This is a genomic window from Microbacterium sp. NPDC056736 (genome assembly GCF_042790415.1).
Classification (GTDB): Bacteria; Actinomycetota; Actinomycetes; order Actinomycetales; family Microbacteriaceae; genus Microbacterium.
Genome location: NZ_JBHTZE010000002.1, coordinates 15,324 through 34,419, shown reverse-complemented (window position 1 = coordinate 34,419; position 19,096 = coordinate 15,324). Strand labels below are relative to the sequence as shown.

Annotated in this window: 15 protein-coding genes and 1 tRNA gene; 8 read left to right on the top strand and 8 right to left on the bottom strand. The window is 70.7% G+C overall.

Features of this window, described 5'->3' with window-relative positions; translation table 11 throughout:
- Positions 1-57: 57 nt before the first annotated feature.
- From ACFRAL_RS04665 to ACFRAL_RS04650, 4 genes are all read left to right on the top strand, one after another.
- Positions 58-684 carry a helix-turn-helix domain-containing protein gene (locus ACFRAL_RS04665; protein ID WP_378880337.1) on the top strand — a complete coding sequence of 209 codons (627 nt, stop codon included), beginning with the start codon at positions 58-60 and terminating at the stop codon, positions 682-684.
- Positions 685-760: 76 nt separating this feature from the next.
- The gene (locus ACFRAL_RS04660) at positions 761-2,086 is read left to right on the top strand and encodes a flavin monoamine oxidase family protein (RefSeq protein WP_378880334.1); all 1,326 of its coding nucleotides are present in this window, start codon (positions 761-763) and stop codon (positions 2,084-2,086) included.
- A 156-nt stretch (positions 2,087-2,242) separates the two neighbouring features.
- Positions 2,243-6,907, top strand: a complete 4,665-nt coding sequence (locus ACFRAL_RS04655) for an OmpL47-type beta-barrel domain-containing protein (RefSeq protein WP_378880331.1) — start codon at positions 2,243-2,245, stop codon at positions 6,905-6,907.
- 118 nt (positions 6,908-7,025) lie between these two features.
- Positions 7,026-7,334, top strand: a complete 309-nt coding sequence (locus tag ACFRAL_RS04650; protein ID WP_336397722.1) for a DUF6907 domain-containing protein — start codon at positions 7,026-7,028, stop codon at positions 7,332-7,334.
- Here the strand turns inward: ACFRAL_RS04650 and ACFRAL_RS04645 are convergent.
- The 4 genes from ACFRAL_RS04645 to ACFRAL_RS04630 form a co-directional block, all read right to left on the bottom strand.
- On the bottom strand, positions 7,312-7,956 hold the full coding sequence (locus tag ACFRAL_RS04645) for a response regulator (protein ID WP_378880326.1): 645 nt from the start codon (positions 7,954-7,956) through the stop codon (positions 7,312-7,314). The genes ACFRAL_RS04650 and ACFRAL_RS04645 overlap by 23 nt on opposite strands.
- Positions 7,950-9,347 carry a sensor histidine kinase gene (locus tag ACFRAL_RS04640; RefSeq protein ID WP_378880323.1) on the bottom strand — a complete coding sequence of 466 codons (1,398 nt, stop codon included), beginning with the start codon at positions 9,345-9,347 and terminating at the stop codon, positions 7,950-7,952. The genes ACFRAL_RS04645 and ACFRAL_RS04640 overlap by 7 nt, the downstream gene beginning before the upstream one ends.
- A gap of 420 nt (positions 9,348-9,767) precedes the next feature.
- Positions 9,768-11,429 (bottom strand): ribosomal protection-like ABC-F family protein, encoded by a 1,662-nt coding sequence (gene abc-f / locus ACFRAL_RS04635; protein ID WP_378881276.1) that lies wholly within the window; start codon positions 11,427-11,429, stop codon positions 9,768-9,770.
- Positions 11,430-12,012: 583 nt separating this feature from the next.
- Positions 12,013-12,086: transfer RNA gene (locus ACFRAL_RS04630), tRNA-Pro, on the bottom strand.
- Between the two features lie 131 nt (positions 12,087-12,217).
- Here ACFRAL_RS04630 and ACFRAL_RS04625 point away from each other — a divergent pair.
- The 3 genes from ACFRAL_RS04625 (at position 12,218) to ACFRAL_RS04615 (ending at position 13,940) form a co-directional block, all read left to right on the top strand.
- Positions 12,218-12,805 (top strand): GNAT family N-acetyltransferase, encoded by a 588-nt coding sequence (locus ACFRAL_RS04625; protein WP_336397708.1) that lies wholly within the window; start codon positions 12,218-12,220, stop codon positions 12,803-12,805.
- Positions 12,806-12,885: 80 nt separating this feature from the next.
- The gene (locus ACFRAL_RS04620) at positions 12,886-13,566 is read left to right on the top strand and encodes a lysoplasmalogenase (protein ID WP_378880319.1); all 681 of its coding nucleotides are present in this window, start codon (positions 12,886-12,888) and stop codon (positions 13,564-13,566) included.
- Positions 13,563-13,940, top strand: a complete 378-nt coding sequence (locus ACFRAL_RS04615; protein ID WP_378880316.1) for an RNA-binding S4 domain-containing protein — start codon at positions 13,563-13,565, stop codon at positions 13,938-13,940. Before ACFRAL_RS04620 ends, ACFRAL_RS04615 begins: the two co-directional genes overlap by 4 nt.
- Here the strand turns inward: ACFRAL_RS04615 and ACFRAL_RS04610 are convergent.
- The 3 genes from ACFRAL_RS04610 to ACFRAL_RS04600 form a co-directional block, all read right to left on the bottom strand.
- Complete coding sequence (locus tag ACFRAL_RS04610) at positions 13,858-14,262, bottom strand: hypothetical protein (protein ID WP_378880313.1); 405 nt, start codon at positions 14,260-14,262, stop codon at positions 13,858-13,860. The two genes, ACFRAL_RS04615 and ACFRAL_RS04610, sit on opposite strands and share 83 nt — an antisense overlap.
- A gap of 113 nt (positions 14,263-14,375) precedes the next feature.
- Positions 14,376-15,998: a LuxR C-terminal-related transcriptional regulator gene (locus ACFRAL_RS04605; protein WP_378880310.1), complete on the bottom strand. Its 1,623-nt coding sequence runs from the start codon at positions 15,996-15,998 to the stop codon at positions 14,376-14,378.
- 150 nt (positions 15,999-16,148) lie between these two features.
- Complete coding sequence (locus tag ACFRAL_RS04600; protein ID WP_378880307.1) at positions 16,149-17,051, bottom strand: NUDIX domain-containing protein; 903 nt, start codon at positions 17,049-17,051, stop codon at positions 16,149-16,151.
- A 74-nt stretch (positions 17,052-17,125) separates the two neighbouring features.
- On the opposite strand from ACFRAL_RS04600, the gene ACFRAL_RS04595 reads away from it, so the two are divergent.
- Positions 17,126-17,551: a GNAT family N-acetyltransferase gene (locus tag ACFRAL_RS04595; RefSeq protein ID WP_336397702.1), complete on the top strand. Its 426-nt coding sequence runs from the start codon at positions 17,126-17,128 to the stop codon at positions 17,549-17,551.
- A 6-nt stretch (positions 17,552-17,557) separates the two neighbouring features.
- Here ACFRAL_RS04595 and der read toward each other — a convergent pair whose 3' ends face one another.
- Positions 17,558-19,096 (bottom strand): ribosome biogenesis GTPase Der, encoded by a 1,539-nt coding sequence (der, locus tag ACFRAL_RS04590; protein WP_336397701.1) that lies wholly within the window; start codon positions 19,094-19,096, stop codon positions 17,558-17,560.

Genomic DNA, 19,096 nt, shown 5'->3' with positions numbered 1-19,096 from the left:
GGTTTTATCCGGCGCTCTCCCCAGCACCGTGGGAGGCTGCCCGGCTACGGTCGAGGGATGCCACGCCGCGCACACGACTTCCGTGGGCTGACCCAGCCGCGCCGCCTCCAGCTGCTGCGCGCCGTCCAGCGGGTGCCCGGACGCCGCGCCGGCGAGCTGGCGTCGGAGTGCGGCATCCCGCTCAACACCGTCCGCGACCACCTGCGGGTGCTCGAGGACGAGGGCCTGATCCGCAGCGAGGCCCTGCAGGTCGGCGTGCGCGGTCGCCCGCCCGTCGTGTTCCATCCGGTACGCGAATCGGCCCCGAGCGCCGCGGCGAGCGCACGTGTCGTGGGGGCCGAGAAGCGGGGACGGATGCTGCGCGCCGTGACCGGCGCCGAGCCTCCGGTGCTCGACGCCGACGCCGCCCGCCAGCTCGACGTGCTGTACGAGCACCTCGACGACGCCGGTCTCGACCCGGCCGTCGACGAGCGGACCCTGTCGTTCGACCTCGCGCCCTGCCGCTACCACGACATGATCGACGAGGACCGCGCGCTCGTCTGCGGCGTGCACGCCCGGCTGGTGCAGGACGTGCTGCTGCACACCGACGGACCGCTCGCGATGGAGCGTCTCGAGCCCTTCGTCACGGCGCACCGGTGCCGCCTGCTCCTCACGCACGCCGAGGGCGCCGTCGGCTCGGCGTGAACGCGGATTCGCGACCCGGTCGCCCGCTCGATAGCGTCGGGAGCGCGCGTCGGTGCGCGAAGGGGTGGGATCGACGATGGAGCACTTCGACACGATCGTGGTCGGCGCAGGCGCCGCCGGACTGACCGCGGCACGGCTGCTCGCGAGGGCCGGGCGCCGCGTCGTCGTGCTCGAGGCCCGCGACCGGGTGGGCGGGCGCATCTCGACCGATCGCCGGTACGGGCTCACGACCGACATGGGCGCGTCGTGGATCCACGGGATCACCGGCTCCCCCGTCGCCGCGGCGGCGGAGGCCTTCGGCATGCCCATGGTCGAGTTCACCGTCGGCGGGTATCAGCCAGACAGTCGCCCGATCGCCTACTACGGGCCCGACGGCGTGCGATTGACGGATGCCGCGACCCGGGCGTACATCGCCGACATCCACACCGTCGACCGGGCGCTGATCGATGTGGTCGCGGCATCCGCTCCCGATGCGTCGTATCGCGACGTCACCGAGGCCGCGCTCGACGCGCAGGGCTGGGACGCCGAGCGCACGCAGCGCGTCCGCGAATACCTCGAGCACCGCACCGAGGAGCAGTACGGCGCATGGATCGAGGACCTCGCCGCGCACGGCCTCGACGACGATGTCATCGACGGCGACGAGGTGGTCTTCCCCGACGGCTACGACCGGCTGCCGCGGCGGCTGGCCGAGGGCCTCGACATCCGGCTCATCCACGTGGTGTCGCGGGTGCAGTGGTCAGCGGAGGGCGTCCTCGTCACGACCGACCACGGGCTGTTCGCGGCGGACAGCGCGATCGTGACCGTGCCGGTCGGCGTGCTGCAGTCCGGCGACCTCGAGATCGAGCCCGCCCTCCCCGAGCCGGTCGCGGGAGCTCTCGGAAGACTGCGGATGAACGCGTTCGAGAAGGTGTTCCTGCGCTTCCCGACGAAGTTCTGGGACGACGGCGTGTACGCGATCCGGCAGCAGGGGGACGAGGGCCGCTGGTGGCACTCGTGGTACGACCTGACCGCGCTGCACGGCACCCCGACGCTGCTCACGTTCGCCGCCGGTCCCGCGGCGGTGGAGACGCGGGACTGGACCGAGGAGGAGATCGTCGACTCGATCCTCGCTCAGCTGCGACGGCTCTACGGCGAGCGCGTCGACGAGCCCACCGTCGTTCACGTGACCGACTGGCAGGACGACCCCTGGTCCTACGGCTCCTACGCCTACATGACCGTCGGCTCGACGACCTCGGACCACGACGACCTCGCCACACCGATCGGCGGCGTGCTGCACCTCGCCGGCGAGGCGACGTGGACCGACGACCCCGCGACGGTCTCGGCCGCCATGCTCTCGGGGCACCGTGCGGCGCAGCAGGTGCTCGGACGGGATGTCGCGATCGAGGATGCCTGGGCGCACTGACGCCCGACACGGCGGCGTTTATGGATCTGAACGCGCCGTTGCCTCTGCGTTCAGGTATTTGAACGCTCCGGGCGTAGTCACACCCATACACGGCTCATATGTTCGGGGAGTACCCGAAATCGCGCTCCCGCCGGCGCTCCATCCGAAGGACACGCCATGGATTCGTCACGCCTGCTCGCGGCCCGCAACGACGCGTCAGCATCGCCGCCGCGGAAGCGCCGGACCCTCTGGGCGGTGATCGCGGCCGTGCTGGCCCTCGTGATCGCCGGGCTCGGCGCGCCGGCCGCGTTCGCAGCGAGCGTGACCACCGCGGTCTTCGCCGGTCAGACCGGCGTCTTCGCGGTCGTAGGCGGAACGCTGTACGCCAAGAGCAGTGCGACACTGTCCCTGGCTGTGAGCACGTCATCCGACACCAGGTGTGTCGATGTCACCGGCGCACTCACCGCGGGCGATCGCTCGCCGAGCGACAAGTCGCAGTGGATGTTCTCGTCCTTGGCCGCGGGAGCAATCGAGGGCGTGCGCACGGTCACGGTGGCCGCCTCCCCGGGGGTCAACCCGCAGAACCAATGCACCGGCCAGACGCGGACGCTCGACGCCTCCTACGTGGTGGACAACACCGGGCCGACGCTCACGGCAACGGTTTCGCCTGCGCCGAACGCTGCCGGCTGGAACAACGCGAACGCGACGGTCACCTGGGCGGCCTCTGACGGCCTGAACGGGTCAGGCGTCGCAACCGGCCCGTCTCCCGCTTCGGCAACCGTTTCAGGCAACGGGATCTCGACCCCCACCTCGACCGCGACCGACCGCCTCGGCAACGTCGGGAACGGCGCGGTCACGGTCCGCGTGGACAAGACGGCCCCCACCATCACCGCATCGCAGGTGGAGAACGTCGACGGCACGACGACCATCACCTTCATCTGCTCCGACACGACGTCGGGCGTCGCCTCCTGCCTGGCCGAGGGCTTGACCACCAACTCGCGGACCGTCGGGCCGAACACCACCGTCACAGGCACCGCGACCGACGCCGCCGGCAACACGGCGACGGCCTCCGCGACGTCACCTGCCGGTGACGTCACCGGGCCGGTGCTCACCGGTCTGGCGACCACGCAGCCCAACAGCGCCGGCTGGTACAACGGCGACGTCGTCATCGACTGGACCGCGAGCGACCCGGAGTCGGGCATCCCGAACCAGCCCTCCGACACGACGATCACCGGCGAGGGCACGGCTCTGACGAGCACGCAGTCCGTCACCAACGGCGCCGGACTGTCGACGACCGCTACGAGCCCGGCGGTGAACATCGACCGGACCGCGCCGACCACAGGCATCTCCGGCGCTTCGAACAGCTGGGTCAACGGGGCCGTCACGGTCGTCCTCTCGCCCGGCGACAACCTCTCGGGCGTCGCCCGGACCGAGTACACCGTCGACGGCGGCGCCGTGCAGCAGGGCACGACGTTCTCGCTCAGCACCGAGGGCGCGCACACGATCACCTACCGCAGCGTGGACGCCGCGGGCAATGAGGAGGACTTCCACACCGCGACGGTCAACATCGACAAGACGGCGCCCACTATCGGCCACGTCTTCGACCCCGACACCTATACCGGCGCCGGCTGGATCAACACCGCCGTCACTGTTTCGTTCACGTGCGAGGACCAGGGCGGTTCGGGCCTTGCCGACTGCACCGCCGATGTGATCGTCGCGGATGAGGGCGAGCAGAACGTGATGGGCACCGCGACCGACAATGCGGGCAACGCCGCGAATGACACCGCCACGGTCCGCGTCGACAAGACCGCCCCCACCATCGCCGCGACCGTCGGAGGAACGAAGAACGACGCCGGCTGGTACAACGAGGACGTCACCGTCAGCTTCTCGGCGGAAGACGCCCTGTCGGGGATCGCGAGCCTCTCGCCGGCCGCTGTGCTGAGCGACGGTGCGGGTCAGACCGCGTCGGGGACGGCGACGGATGCCGCGGGCAACAGCGCCTCGACCACCGTGACCGGCATCAACGTCGATACGACGCCTCCCGTGCTCACCGCCGAGTACTCCACGGCATGGAGCGCCGGCGACGTCACCGTGGCGTGGACGTGCACCGACGAAGGCGGATCGGGCGTCGCGGACGCGCCGGGCACGAGGGTGGTCGATGGCGAGGGTGCTAACCTGTCCGACACCGCGAGCTGCATCGATGTCGCGGGCAACACCGCCACTGAGACCGCGTCCGGCATCCGGATCGACCGCACCGCCCCGGTCACGACCGCTTCCCTCGCCGATGCGGGTGACGACGGCTGGCACAGTGCGGCGGTGGAGGTGACCCTCACCGGCAACGACAACCTCTCGGGCGTGGCATCCAGCTTCTACACCGTCGACGGCGGCGCAGCGCAGGAGTACTCCGGCGCGTTCTCGATCACAGCGGACGGCGTGCACACCATCACCTACTGGAGCAAGGACACCGCCGGCAACGTCGAGCAGGCCGGCCCGTCGATCGAGGTGAAGGTCGACACCACCGCGCCGACGACGACGGTGATCAACCCGATCTCGCCGGCGACCGGCTGGTTCGTGACGAGCGGCATCCCGTTCGCCTTCGACGCCTCCGACACGCACTCCGGAGTGGCGGCGACGTACTACACGATCGACGGCGGTGACCCGCAGCTCTACGGCGAGGAATTCACCGAGAACCTGTCGACGGGCACGCACGAGGTGACGTACTGGAGCGTCGACATCGCCGGCAACATCGAGGCGGTGCAGAGCCTCACGGTCAACGTGGACACGGTGCTCCCGACCATCACCGGTCAGGCGATCCCTGCGGCCAACGCCTTCGGCTGGAACAACGACGACGTGACGGTGGAGTTCACCTGCTCCGACGCCGAGTCCGGCATCGCGGGCTGCTCCGACGACGTGCTCCTCACGAACCAGGGAGCCGGCCAGACCGCTCATGGAGAGGCACTGGACAAGGCCGGGAACCTGAACGGCACCACCGTCGGGCCGGTGAACATCGACAAGGCGAAGCCGACGCTGACGGGCGTGCTGCCGACGGCGAACGGCGCTGGGTGGTACCGGGACGACGTGACGGTGCAGTGGCAGGGCGACGACGCACTCTCGGGAATCGACCCGGCATCGCAGCCCGACGACAGCATCATCACCGGCGAAGGCGACGACCTCGGAGCGGGGCCGGTCACCATCGACGACAAGGCAGGCAACACGAGCGATCCCGCCTCGGTCACCGGTGTGAAGATCGACCGCACCGCGCCCGAGATCAAGGGCACGCCTTCCTCCGCGCCCAACGACGCCGGCTGGTACAACTCCGCGGTGACCGTCGACTTCACCTGCACCGACAACCTGTCGGGCGTGGCGCAGTGCCCCACGAGCAAGGTCCTCTCGGGCGACGGCGCGAACAAGAGCGCCATCAGCGGCAGCGCCGGGGACGAGGCGGGCAACGAGGCTGCAGGCATCACCGTCGAAGGCATCAACATCGACGGCACCGCCCCGACGACCCTCAGTGACAACACGTGCACGAAGGTCAACGGCTGGTGCACGGGCGCCACCGCAGGTGTCGTCCTGACCGCCACCGACCAGGCCGGTCTCTCCGGGGTCAAGGAGATCTGGTACGCGGTGAACGGAGGTGCGCCGCAGCGCGCGGCGGGTGCGAGCGCGACGGCCACGGTCCCCCTGACGGGAACCGGCAGCGGGACCGTCAGCTACTACGCGGTCGACCACGCCGGAAACGCCGAGTCGCCCAACACCGTGTCGCTCAAGTGGGACAACATCGCCCCGACCGTGAAGCACACCCTCTCGCCGGCGCCGAACGCCGACGAGTGGAACAAGGCTGACGTGACCGTCTCCTTCACCGCGAAGGACGAAGACGCGGGCTCGGGGGTGAGCGTCGTCAGCGAACCCGTCCTCGTATCCGAGGAGACCGCCGGCCAGGTCGTCACCGGAACCGCCACCGATACCGCCGGCAACGTCGGCACCGACAGCGTGACGGTGAAGCTCGACAAGACAGCGCCGACGATCACCACCGCGATCACGGCAGGACAGCTCGGCGCCAACGGCTGGTACACCGGCCCGGTCACCGTGACCTTCACCTGCGCCGATGCACTGTCAGGTGTGGCGACCTGCCCTGATCCCCAGGTCCTCACCTCCAACGGCCTGAACACGGCGGCAGGAGCAGTGACGGACAAGGCCGGAAACACGGCCTCGGCCCTGCTGGGAGGCATCCGGATCGATCAGGAGAAGCCGACGCTCACAGCAGCAGGCGTGAACGTGGCCGGCGGGATCTACGTGCTCGGATCCGCGCCCGCGGCCACCTGCACGGCTACCGACAACGTCTCCGGCCTCGCGTCGTGCGTGGTCTCGGTCACCGGCGGCACCGCGAACGGCGTGGGCACGTTCTCCTACACCGCGACCGCCACCGACAACGCAGGCAACCAGACGATCCTCACTGGCACGTACACGGTGACCTACCGGTTCGACGGGTTCCTGCAGCCGATCAACGACACGGCCCACCAGGTCGGCGTTTCGACGAGCATCTTCAAGGCCGGCAGCACCGTGCCCGTGAAGCTCCAGCTCAAGGACGCCGCCGGCAAGGTCGTGCAGTCGGCGGCCGCACCGGTCTGGCTGACGCCGGTCAAGGGCAGTGCGACGTCGGCACCCGTGGACGAGACGAGCTACCCGGCGACGGCGGACAGCGGCACCGCGTACCGCTACGACGCCACCGCGCAGCAGTACATCTACAACTGGAAGACGGGCAACGGAGGCGGCAACTACTGGCGCATCGGTCTGAAGCTCGACGACGGGCAGACGTACTACGTCAACATCGGTTTGCGCTGACGCGCGGACCGAAGACCGGACCTCCTCCTCGTGGGAACGGAGGAGGTCTGCGGGGCTCCTCGCTTGGGGACGAGGAGCCCCGCCCTCGTGGCTCACGGCGACCCGACAAGGAGCACTCATGACTCCGGACGAGATGGACGTCGACCGGGCCGCCTCGGTCGGGGAACGCACCTGCCCGGCGTGGTGCCGCACCCGTCACGGCGCCGCCGCGGGCGAGGACGACTGGCTCCACGTCAGCGAGCCGCTCGTCCTGGCCGACGACGTGATCGCCCGGCTGTGCATGTCGGTCGACCCGCGAACCGACGAGGCCGACGGACCGTACGTGATCGTCGGCACGCGCGAGTACTCGCTCGCAGAGGCCGCCGAGCTCGGGGCATCCCTCATCCAGCTCGCGGAAGTCGGCGCTATCCCTCGTTCAGCAGCCTGAACGCACTGGCGCGATCCTTCACCTGCAGCTTGCGCAGCACCGTCGAGACGTGGACGCGGATCGTCGTCGGCGACAGGTACAGCTGCTTGCCGGCCTCCTCGGTCGACAGCCCCTGCGCGAGCAGCTCCATGACCTCCCTCTCGCGTGGACTCAGCTTCGAAACCGCCGACGAACGCGCGAACGGGCGTCGTGTGGGCCGACGGAACTCGTTCAGGATGCGCGTCACCAGAGCGGCCGGCATGGCCGCCTCGCCCGCGAGCACACCGCGAAGGGCGTCGGGAAGCGACGCGGGGTCGGCACTCTTGAGCAGATAGCCGGATGCCCCGGCCCGGAGCGAGTCGAAGAGGTCATCGTCGTCGGCGGACTGGGTCAGCATGACGATCGCGGCATCCGGGAGCTGACGGCTGATCTGCTGGGCGGCGGTGATCCCGTTGCCGGGCATGTGGATGTCGAGCAGCACCACGTCGGGCCGGTGTGCGAGGGCGAGTTCGACCGCCTCCTCGGCGCTGGCGCCCTCTGCGGCGACGACGCAGCCGCCGGCCTCGAGCGCGGCGCGCACCTGGGCGCGGACGCGCGCGTGATCGTCGGCCAGCACCACCTCGATCGGACGTTCCCCTACCATGCGACCGTCACCACGCTCCCCTTGCCCCGATGCGATTCCATGCTCAGCACGCCGGGCAGCCCCTGGGCCCGGTCGCGCATGCTGATGAGGCCGTAGCCCGAGCCGGCCGCGATCGTCGCGTCGACGTCGAACCCGGTCCCGTCGTCCTCGACCGTCAGCCGCCGCGCGCCGCCGTCGCGACTCAGCCTCACCCAGATCCGCTCGGCCTTGCCGTGGCGGACGGCGTTCGACACCGCCTCGCGAGCGATCCGCATGAGCGCATGACGCTGGTCGGAATCGGCCGTGATGGAGTCGTCGACATCGACCTCGAGGTTGACCCGATAGCGCTCGGAGAGCTCGCGCACCGCGCGGTGGAGCGTGAAGCCGAAGGGCTCCTCCTCGACGGTGCGGCCCAGCGCGTTGACCGCCGAGCGCGCCTCGTCGAGCCCTCTGTCGCACGCTGCGATGATGCGGAGCGCGTTCGGCGAGCCCGTCGGCAGCGCATGGCTCTCGGCGCGGATGTAGCCGAGCTCCTGTACGACGCCGTCGTGCAGCTCGCGTGCGAGGCGACGACGATCGTCGAGCACGGCGGCCCGCGCCTGAGCGGTCCAGTAGGACTTCATCTCGCGCATCGCGCCGATGAGCAGCAGCAGGTAGCACCCTGTGCGCAGGAAGTCGCCCGTGTAGAGCCAGTCGGTGTAGAGCGAAGGGAACAGCGCGTAGTTGAGTCGCGCGAACCCGCCGAGGGCGCAGGCCGGACCGAGCCACCGGAGCAGCTCGTCGTCCCGCTCGGTCGCCTGAACGGTGAAGGACGCGGACGCGATGAAGAAGGATGCCGCCGCGACGCCCTGGCCCGCGATCAGAAGCGGGTGCGCTCCGGCGAACGGCGGGTCGGTGGACGTCGGGATGTACGCGGGGTCGAGCGCGAGCGGCAGCTCCAGCCGCACCGACCACAGGGCGAGCGCGCACAGCACGACCGCGAAGGCGACCGCGCCGAACACAGTCGTCGCCGGTCGGTGGGGCACCAGCTGTCGGGCAGACCTGTCACGGACGAGCGCCGCCGCGACGATCAGCAGCCCGCCGAGCACGCGGACGCCGATCGGCAGCCACACCTCGAACCGGCCGGTGGGCTCGGTGAGGAGCGCGCCCGCCACCGCGGTCAGCCCGAGGCCGGCCACCGCGAGGAGAACGAGCCCCACGCACAGGAGCAGATCCTGCAGCCGCCCCGCGCGGCTGTACCTCCCGTAGACCAGGTACGCCACGAGGAGGGCGACGCAGGCGTCGACGGTGTCGAGCACCAGATGCAGCGACGGATTCCTGTAGCCGAATGAGACGATCGGGCTCCACAGCACGAGCGCAGTGACGGCGATGCCGACCGCGCACCCTGCGGCCGTCAGACTCCTGTCAGTCACGTGGCAGTCGCCTTTTCAGGCGACGCCGAACAGCGGTGATCCGCTTCCCCCATGAAGACACCCCGGATGATTCCCCGAGCGGCCACCCCCCTGGAGCCGCTCCCGTTCCGCGATTGTATCCCCACGCAAGTGTCGTGGGAATCGTCGGATCCGAGAACGAAAGGGACCCGCTGATGCCGATCCCTTTTTCCTGTCGGGATGACAGGATTCGGACCTGCGACCCCGCATGACCACTGCCCTGACATCCCGACCGACGGACTCGTCGGATGCACCACCGATCGAGAAGCGCTGGATGAGTGTGGTCGTTCTCCAGGGCGAAGCGGCCACCACCGTGCTCAACATGATCGACAAGGACGGGCCGGCGCCGGCGATCCACCATCTGTCCCAGTGCGACTTCAGCGACGATACGCTTTGCAGGGCCTACGCAGCGACCTCAAGGTCGAGCCGGGCGCCCCTGAACCTGCGACGCAGCATGCGATCATGCGTAACCAGCACGATTGCGCCGTCATAGGAGTCGAGCGCGGACTCCAGTTCGTCGACCAGTTCCGGGTCAAGGTGGTTCGTCGGCTCGTCGAGCAGCAGCAGGTCATGCGATCCGCTCAAGAGCAGCGCAAGCTCGAGTCGCCTCCGTTGGCCGTACGACAGCGCGGCGACCGGTAGCGCCAAGTCCTCCGGACGGAAGAGTCCGAGGCGCAGCATTCGCTCTTGTGCGGTGTCGACGTCTTCACGGATGCCGCGAGCGAACGCTTCGCGCACGCTTCGCGGGCTCGCCACGATCGTTGAGTGCTGGCGGAAGTACCCCACCCGGCCGCCCACCCGCACCGCGCCTCGAGTCGGAGCCAGCTCGCCGGAGATCACCCGCAGCAGGGTGGTCTTGCCCACGCCGTTCGGCCCGGTGACCAGCACGCGATCGCCCGCACCCAGCCGCAGGGCGCCCACGGCGGTTGCAGCCACACGAACATCCTCGAGCTCGAGGATCGGCATGGATGTTGGATCCAGCACCGCCGACGCGTTGCGCGGGACATCCGGTACGGCTTCCATTGCCTTCCGCGACAACCGCGGCGCGAAGACGAGCGGTTCCGGCGGGGCTAGGACCGGCTGCTCGGCAAGGCGGACGAGCCGTTCTTTGGCATTGCGGATACGGCCCATTGCGCCGTGATCGCGCCCGCGGGCCCGGAATGCTCCCGCGCCCATGCCGGCCTTGTCGAGCTTGCGTGGGATCGCGTCGAGACGCCCGGCGTTCGCCGCCACCAGCGCGCCGTGCCGTGCGACCTCCTCCTTCCACGTCTCGTGCGCGAGGCGGTGACGTTCGCGCGCCGTTGCCCGTGCGACGAGGTAGCCGCGATACCCGTCGCCAGAGCGAGCGACTGTGCCGTCGCGGACCGTCAGGATCACATCGGTGTACTCCTCGAGGAACGCGCGGTCGTGCGTGACCGCGATGACCGTGCCCCGATGTGCACGCAGGGTGGCGAGCAGCCAGTCCCAGGCATCGTCGTCGAGGTCGTTCGTCGGCTCGTCGAGCAGCAGCAGTTCTGCGTTGCCCGCGATCGTCGCCGCGAGCGCAACGCGTGATCGTTCGCCTCCCGACAGCGACGCCCACGGACGGTCGTGTTCGATGCCGGCCACGCCGAGCGCGTGCAGCGCGAGATCCAACCGCGCGGACGCCGCGTACCCGTCCCGTGCCTCGTACCGGTCGACGAGCGCGGCGTACCGCGTGAGAGCGACTTCGAGCGCGGCATCGGTGGTCGCGATCAGCGCTGCCGCCGCGGTCTCGATGGCCCGCTCGAGCGCTCGTAGCTCTCGCCAGCAGGTATCGATCGCGTCGCGCGCGGTCGCGTGCTCGGGCAGATCGAGCGACTGAGGGAGCACACTCATGCCGCCGGGCGCGGCGATGGTCAGTTCACCGGAATCCGGCTGCAGCTCACCTGCGATCAGTCGGAGCAGCGTGGACTTGCCGGCACCGTTGTCGCCGATGATGCCGACACGCTCGCCGGAGCGGATGGACATGTCGATGCGATCGAGTACGACCCGGTCGGCGAAACGCTTCGTCACGGAGTGCAGGGACAACTGAGATGGGAACATGTAGGTCTCGATTTCCCGACCCACGCTGCTTCATGAGTCCACTCGCCTCGAAAGGTCGGTGGCGGACACGGCGAATGGCTCACGCGAATGCGCACGCGGGTCGTGATCAGGTGGTGGATCGCGCACAGCACATGCGCTCGGACTTCCGTGGAGCAGAGCTCGACACAGAACCACCTAGGAGAAGATCAGCGTACCCACCCGCGAGAAGCTATCAGCCGGGCCGCAGCTGGTCAACACCGTTCCGCGGATCGCCGCTGTGTGAGCGGCGACCGTGCAGCGTTCAGCCTTGTTCTTGATCTCCACCGAGGCCGGAACTTTTCCGCTGGAGTCCGATCGCCGAGCGTGAGTCGGGGGCGGCGGTTGAGTTCATCTTCGACTCGGGCGAGGTCACGCGGCGTGTGAATGGCGAGGTGCGTAGGACATCGCCCCACCGTTCGGAAGCAACCGGAAGGAAGTCGAGCCACTCGAGCGGCTGCGTCGAGATACGGCGCTGAAGCGGTCAAAAAGATGGCATTGCGATGACGTGGTCAAGTTTCACCAACTAGAAAGTCCCGGGAACCCTTAGGTTCCCGGGACTTTTCGGTCGGGATGACAGGATTTGAACCTGCGACCCCTTGACCCCCAGTCAAGTGCGCTACCAAGCTGCGCCACATCCCGATGCCCCCGCTCTCGCGCGGACAACTCCCCCATCCTACCCGCTCCGCGGAGGCGTCGCGAACCGGCGTGCGCCCGGGCGTGGCATCCGTCGTCCGCTTGCCGGTGTCGGCGGGCGGCGTTAGTTTCGCGGCATGGCGAACATCACGATCGAGCCGGCCACCGCGGACCGCTTCGACGACGCGCAGCACGCCCTCACCGGCGGAGGCGACGGCCGCAGCTGCCAGTGCCAGTGGTGGACCATCACCAACGCGGAGTTCCAGAGAACCCCGATCGAGCAGCGCCAGGCGATGCTCCGCGACGAGATGCAGGTCGCGCCCCCTCCCGCGCTGATCGCATACGTCGACGGCGAGGCGGCGGGCTGGGTGCGGGTAGGGCCGCGGACGCGGCAGATCCGTCTCGGACGCACTCGGAACTTCACCGCGCACTCCGAGGAGCCGTGGGACGACGACTCGGTGTGGGCCGTGAGCTGCTTCGTCGTCCGCAAGGAGTTCCGCCGGCAGGGACTGAACGCGCGGCTGCTCGACGCGGCGGTCGATTTCGCCCGGGCGGGCGGCGCGCGCGTCATCGAGGCGTACCCCATGGATCCCGATGCCGGTAAGAAGATCCCCGTCAACGACCTCTACCACGGCGTCCTGTCGACGTTCGAGCAGGCCGGCTTCCGCGAGATCGCACGCCCCAAGCCGTATCTGGCGCTCGTCGCGCTCGATCTCGCCGCCTGACGATCACGGGGCGAGAAAGCGGCAGCACCCTTTGGCAAGCGTGCGACGATGGACGGCGTCCCTGCGTATCGAGGAGGATCATGCACCGGCTCTGGGTCTGCTTCGCGCCCTACGTCGTGGTGTCGATCGTCCACGTGATCGCGCTCGCGGCCGGCGTTGACGGCGTCGCGGCGCCGACGAAGCTCGCGCTCATGCCGCTGCTCGCCCTCGCTGTCGTGTGGGGAGCGCGCGGCCGCGGCTGGACGAGCTCTCACAGCCTTCTCATCGCAGCGCTCGCGCTGTCGTGGCTCGGCGACGGAGCCGGCACGTTCGTGCCGTTCCTGCCGACGGTGCCGATGATGCTGCTCTTCTTCGGCCTGGCCCACCTCTGCTACATCTGGCTGTTCTGGCGCCGGATGGCGGTGCGCCGCGTCCCGCTGTGGGCCGCTGTCTACGGCGCGTGGTGGGTCCTGCTCCTCGCCGTCCTGTGGCCGCACCTCGGCGGCCTGGCCGTGGCCGTCGCCGCCTACGGACTGGTGCTCGGAGGGACCGCGGTCGCGGCATCCCGCTGTCATCCGCTCATCGTGTGGGGCAGCGTCTTCTTCCTGACGTCGGACTCCGTGCTGGCCTTCCGCCTGTTCCTCCCCGATGCCATGCCCGACTGGACCAGCCCGCTCGTCATGCTGACGTACTGCCTCGGTCAGGGCCTCATCGCGGCGGGCGTACTGGTCGGCGTCTCGGCACGGCGCGATGCCGCGACGACCGCGGCGGTGGCGACGTGACGGATGCCTCCGCCTCGGCCAAAACGGTCCGCGTCGATGCCTGGCTGTGGGCGGTGCGCATCTACAAGACGCGCTCGGCCGCGACGACGGCATGCCGCGCCGGGCATGTCCGGGTCAACGGCGAGCGCGCGAAGGCGGCACAGCCCGTGCGGCCGGGCGACGAGCTGCGGGTGCGGGTGAGCGGCTTCGACCGCATCCTGGTCGTGAAGCAGCCGATCTCCAAGCGGGTCGGCGCTGCGCCCGCGGCCGAGGCCATGGACGACCGCACGCCGCCACGCGACCCCACCCCCGTCATCGCGCAGCGGGATCGCGGCGCGGGGCGCCCGACCAAGCGCGAGCGTCGGGAGATCGATCGCCTGCGGGGGCGAGAGTGACCCGTTCGAGGGCGTCCGTAACGGTGATCGCCGGCACGCGGTGCCCCACCTCGCTTCGCGTTGCCGCGCGGCGCTGCGCGACGCACAGCACCAGCATGATGGCGCACGACACGACGTAGAACGTGTGCAGCGCCCAGATCGGACCGACCGGCAGCGTGAACACGTAGAGCGAGTAGACCGCATTGGCCGCATTGATCATCCCGAGGCTCACGAGGCTGTACGACGAGACGTCGCGGGTGCGCAGCGCCTTGGTGAGCATGGGCAGGTTGCTGATCGCGAAGACGACGGTCGCCACCGTGCCTGCGATCAGCGGGATGTCCATATCGCCACGGTAGGTGCAGGGTGCCGCGCACCGCGTCGGGCGAAGAGCCCATCTTGGGCGGGCGCCGCGAATGGGTCATTGTGTGTAGGCCCGGCTGCCCGGCGGGCGATTGGTCAGACCAGCCCGTTCTCGTACGCGTACGCGGTCGCCGCAGCCCGGCTCGAGATGCCGAGCTTGCCGAAGATGTTGGCCACGTGCCGGGCGACCGTCTTCTCGCTCAGCGACAGCCTCGCGCCGATCCCGCGGTTCGTGAGACCCGTCGACACGAGCCGCAGCACCTCGAGCTCGCGCGGGGTGAGGGCGCCGACGCGCCGATCGCCCGTCAGCGCGGCGAGGTCGGCGAGGGCGGGCTCCGCGCCGAGGTCGAGGAACACCGCGCGCGCGGCCTCGACGTCCGCCCTCGCGTCCTCGGCGTGGCCGAGCGAGCGGAGGGCGAGCCCCGCCAGCACCCGGCTGCGGGCGGCCTCGTACCGCGCCCCCACCGCATCCCACGCGTGCGCGGCGACTCGCGCCGCCTCGAGCGCGTCCGCCGCGCGTCCCTCCGCGAGCAGCACCCTTGCGTCCGCCGTGGCGACGGCGGCGTCGCGCATCGGGCTGGTCGTGTCGAGGCTCGCGCCGCGAAACTCCTCCAGCGCGCGACGCGCGGCCACGGGATCGCCCGCCGCGACCTCAATCTCGATGAGCGCGGGCAGCAGGAACCGACGGGTGACCGGGTCGGCGCCGGCCGCGCTCCGGCGGATCTCCTCCTGCGCCCGCGCCGTGCGCCCCAGCGCGAGGTGGAGAAGCGAGAGGCCGGGCTGCGCCTCCCACCCGGACTCGGCCGCGCGGCGGTACGACTCCTCGGCGGAGTGGAACGCTCCGCGCAGCCGTGCGAGCTCTCCCAGCTGGTAGGGCGCGCCCCAGATCGCCCGGTAGTCCCCCGCCCGGAAGCGCGACAGGGCGAGATCGACGGCCGTCGACGCCTCGGCCCACGCGCCCCGGACGAGCAGGAGCGCCGCCTCCAGCGCGTGGCACTGTCCGCTGAAGGCGATCAGCTGCGGCTGCTCGCCGCACCACCGCTTGAGCACGGCCGTCCACGCGTCCGCACGCTCCAGGTCGAAGGCCAGCAGGGCGTCCGAGATCGAGGCGCAGGCGATCACGCCGCTCGGCAGGGGCGGGACGTCGCCGGCCGCGACGGCGGCCATCGCCTGGTCGAGGCAGGCGAAGCCGTCGGCCGGAGACCCGTCCTCGATCAGCGATTTGCCGAGGCCGAGTCTCGTGATCGCGGCGACCTCGCGATCGCCCTCCCGCTCGGCGACGTCGAGGATCTCCTCGAACGAATGGATCGCCTCGGCGGCGTTCCCGCTGCCGAGCTGCCCGACGGCCGGCGCCAGCCGGACGAAGCCCGCCAGCGCGCCGGGCTCGGCCATCGCGTGCACGATCCGCATCGCCCGCGCGGCCCACAGCACGCTGTTGGTGAAGTCGCCCTGCTCGATGAAGTTCAGCGCCAGCCAGCCTGCCGAGCGCGCCGCGCCCGCGGTGTCCTGCACGCCGAGGTGCGCCGAGTAGGCCCGCGACAGCGCGTCGAGGGAGGCGCGCGGCTCACCGCGGAGCAGGGCGGCCGTCGCGAGGACCTCCAGATCGGATGCCGCGAGCCCGGCGCGCGCATCGACGCGGGCGAGCAGCTCGAGCGCGTCCGCCCAGCGCCGGTCCGCCGCGGCCGTTCGGCCGGCGTCCAGGTCGCTGGAGATGATCATGTCGCTCCCCCGTCGGTCCCGTGCCGGCCTCGGGTCGGCGCCGGCTCCCCTCGGATCCTGCGCGAAACGTACCGCCGCCGAGACGGCCCCACAAGGCGCGCCGCGTCGGCAGGCCTTCCGCCCGGCAGGGCCAGTGAACCCACGGCCCCGTCAGGCGTCGAGCAGCTCCAGCACCCAGCGGGCGCCGCGGACGGCGGCTCCGGCATCCGTCACCCGCTCCGCCAGGCCGCGATCGCTCGTGACGACGGTCACCGTGCGCCCCGCGGCGACGGCGCGCTCGGCGGCGGCGAGGATCGCGTCGTCGCCGGATGCCTCGGCTCGGACGACCTCGACACCCGCAGCGCCGGCGGCACTGCGAGCCTGACCCTCGACGACGGCCGTCCACTCCGGATACCAGGTGTGCTCGGGGAGGTCGAGGGCGGATGCCGCGACGCCCCGCGCCGCCAGCTCGGCGAGACGCGCGAGCAAGCGACCGGCGGCGCCGGATCGGTCGCGCCACCACCCATCGGGCACCGACCCCATGACGTTCGCGATGTCGACGACCACCGCTGGGCGCACGTCGAGCAGCTGCCGCAGCCGCCCCCAGGATTCGGCGAACCCGGGGTGCAGCGGGTACCGGGTGACCTCGTCGACCGGGACCCACGCGAGCTCGCGGCTCTCGGGGTCGCTGATGACGGGCTCGAAGGGCACGACGACATCCCCGACGACCGTCGTATAGGTCCAGTAGCCGAGATCGAGCACGCTCAGCACGCGCGGCCGCACCGCGGCATCCGGCACGCCCGCCTCTTCGGCCGACTCGCGCAGGGCGCCGTCGCAGGCGGTCTCGCCCTCGTGCCGCGCCCCGCCGGGCAGCGCCCAGGTGTCGCCGAAGTGGCTCCACGAGACGCGATGCTGCAGCAGCACGCCGCGTCCGGGATCGACGGCGAGGAGCCCGGCGGCCCCGAACCGGCCCCAGTACCGCTCCCCCGTCGGCGCGACCACCCAGGCGTCACCGGCGTCGCGAGGCCCGTGCGGACGCCGCGGCTCACCGGGGGCGGGCGGCTCGATCGTCACCCTGCCAGCCTGTCACACCACCGGGCCACAGGGTCTCGGGCGGCCCGCCCGCCGTCCCGCGACGGCTCGCCACAATGGACCCCGTGGACTACGACCTCGACGACGACCCCGCCCGGATCCAGCGCGACGTGGTGTGGGACTTCCTGTCCACCCGGGCGTACTGGGGGCGCTGGCGCACACGGGACCAGCTCGAGACGCAGATCGACGGCGCCTGGCGGGTCGTGGGCGCCTACCGGCGCGACACCGGGGAGCAGGTCGCATTCGCCCGCGCGGTGTCCGACGGCATCGGATTCGCCTATCTCGCCGACGTCTTCGTGCTCGACGATCACCGCGGGCAGAGCCTCGGCAAGCGCCTGCTGCGCCTCATGATCGACGACGGACCCGGTGCCGACATGCGCTGGACGCTGTTCACCGGCGACGCCCACGGCCTCTACCGTCAGTTCGGGTTCCACGAGCCGGACGTGACCGCGATGGTGCGCCCGGCCCGCCAGGGCACCTGAGTCCGGTCAGCGCTGGCGACGCTCCCGCACCCGCATGTTGATCACGATCGGCGTCCCCTCGAAGCCGTACAGCTCGCGCAGGCGCCGCTGGATGAAGCGGCGGTAGCCCGGGTCGAGGAAGCCGGTCGTGAACAGCACGAAGGTGGGCGGACGCGTCGACGCCTGCGTGCCGAAGAGGATCCGCGGCTGCTTTCCGCCGCGCACCGGGTGCGGGTGCTCGGCGATGAGCTCGGTGAGGAAGGCGTTGAACTTGCCGGTGGGGATGCGCTGATCCCACGACTCCAGCGCCGTCTCCAGGGCCGGCACGAGCTTGTCGAGGTGGCGTCCGGTGCGCGCGGAGATGTTGACGCGCGGCGCCCACGTGACATGCGCCAAGTCCTGCTCGATCTCGCGCTCGAGGTAGCGGCGACGGTCCTGGCCGTCCATGTCGTCGTCGTTGAGGCGGTCCCACTTGTTGTAGGCGATCACCAGCGCGCGCCCCGACTCCAGCACGAGGTCGATGATGTTGAGGTCCTGCACACTCACCGGCTGCGTCACGTCGATCACGACGATCGCGACCTCGGCCTTCTCGAGCGCGGCCGACGTGCGCAGCGACGCGTAGAAGTCGGCGCCCTGCTGAAGGTGCACGCGGCGGCGGATGCCGGCGGTGTCGACGAAGCGCCACAGCCTGCCGCCGAGCTCGACGATCTCGTCGACGGGGTCGCGCGTCGTGCCGGCGAGCTCGTTCACGACGACGCGCTCCTCGCCGGCGGCCTTGTTGAGCAGTGACGACTTGCCGACGTTGGGGCGGCCCAGGATGGCGACGCGGCGCGGGCCGCCGATCTCGGCCTTCGCCACCGCCGACACGTCCGGCATCACCTTGACGACCTCGTCGAGGAGGTCGGCGACGCCGCGGCCGTGGATGGCCGAGACGGGGTGGGGCTCGCCCAGGCCCAGGTTCCACAGCGCGGCGGCCTCGGGCTCCTGACGGGCGTCGTCCACCTTGTTGGCGACGAGGAAGACGGGCTTGTTCGCCTTGCGCAGCAGTCGCACGACGTGCTCGTCCGTGGAGGTGGCGCCGACCATCGCGTCGACGACGAACAGCACGACGTCCGACAGGTCGATGGCGACCTCCGCCTGCGCGGCGACCGAGCGGTCGATCCCGCGGGCGTCGGGCTCCCAGCCGCCGGTGTCGACGAGGGTGAAGCGGCGGTCCATCCACTCGGCCTTGTACGTCACCCGGTCGCGCGTGACCCCCGGCGTGTCCTCGACCACGGCTTCGCGACGGCCCAGAATGCGGTTGACGAGGGCCGACTTGCCCACGTTCGGTCGGCCGACGATCGCCACGACCGGCAGCGCCGGCAGGAACTCGACGCCGTCCTCGCCGCGGACGAGCCCCTCCAGCAGGGCCGCGTCCTCGGCGTCGAGGGCGTAGTCCTCGAGGCCGGCGCGCAGGGCGGCCGCGCGCTGTTCGGCGAGGTCGTCGTCGAGCTCGGCGAGGTTCTCGGCGAGGTGGTCCTCGCCGGCCTCGAACTCGTCGAAGTCGGGGGTGGTGTCAGCGGCCAT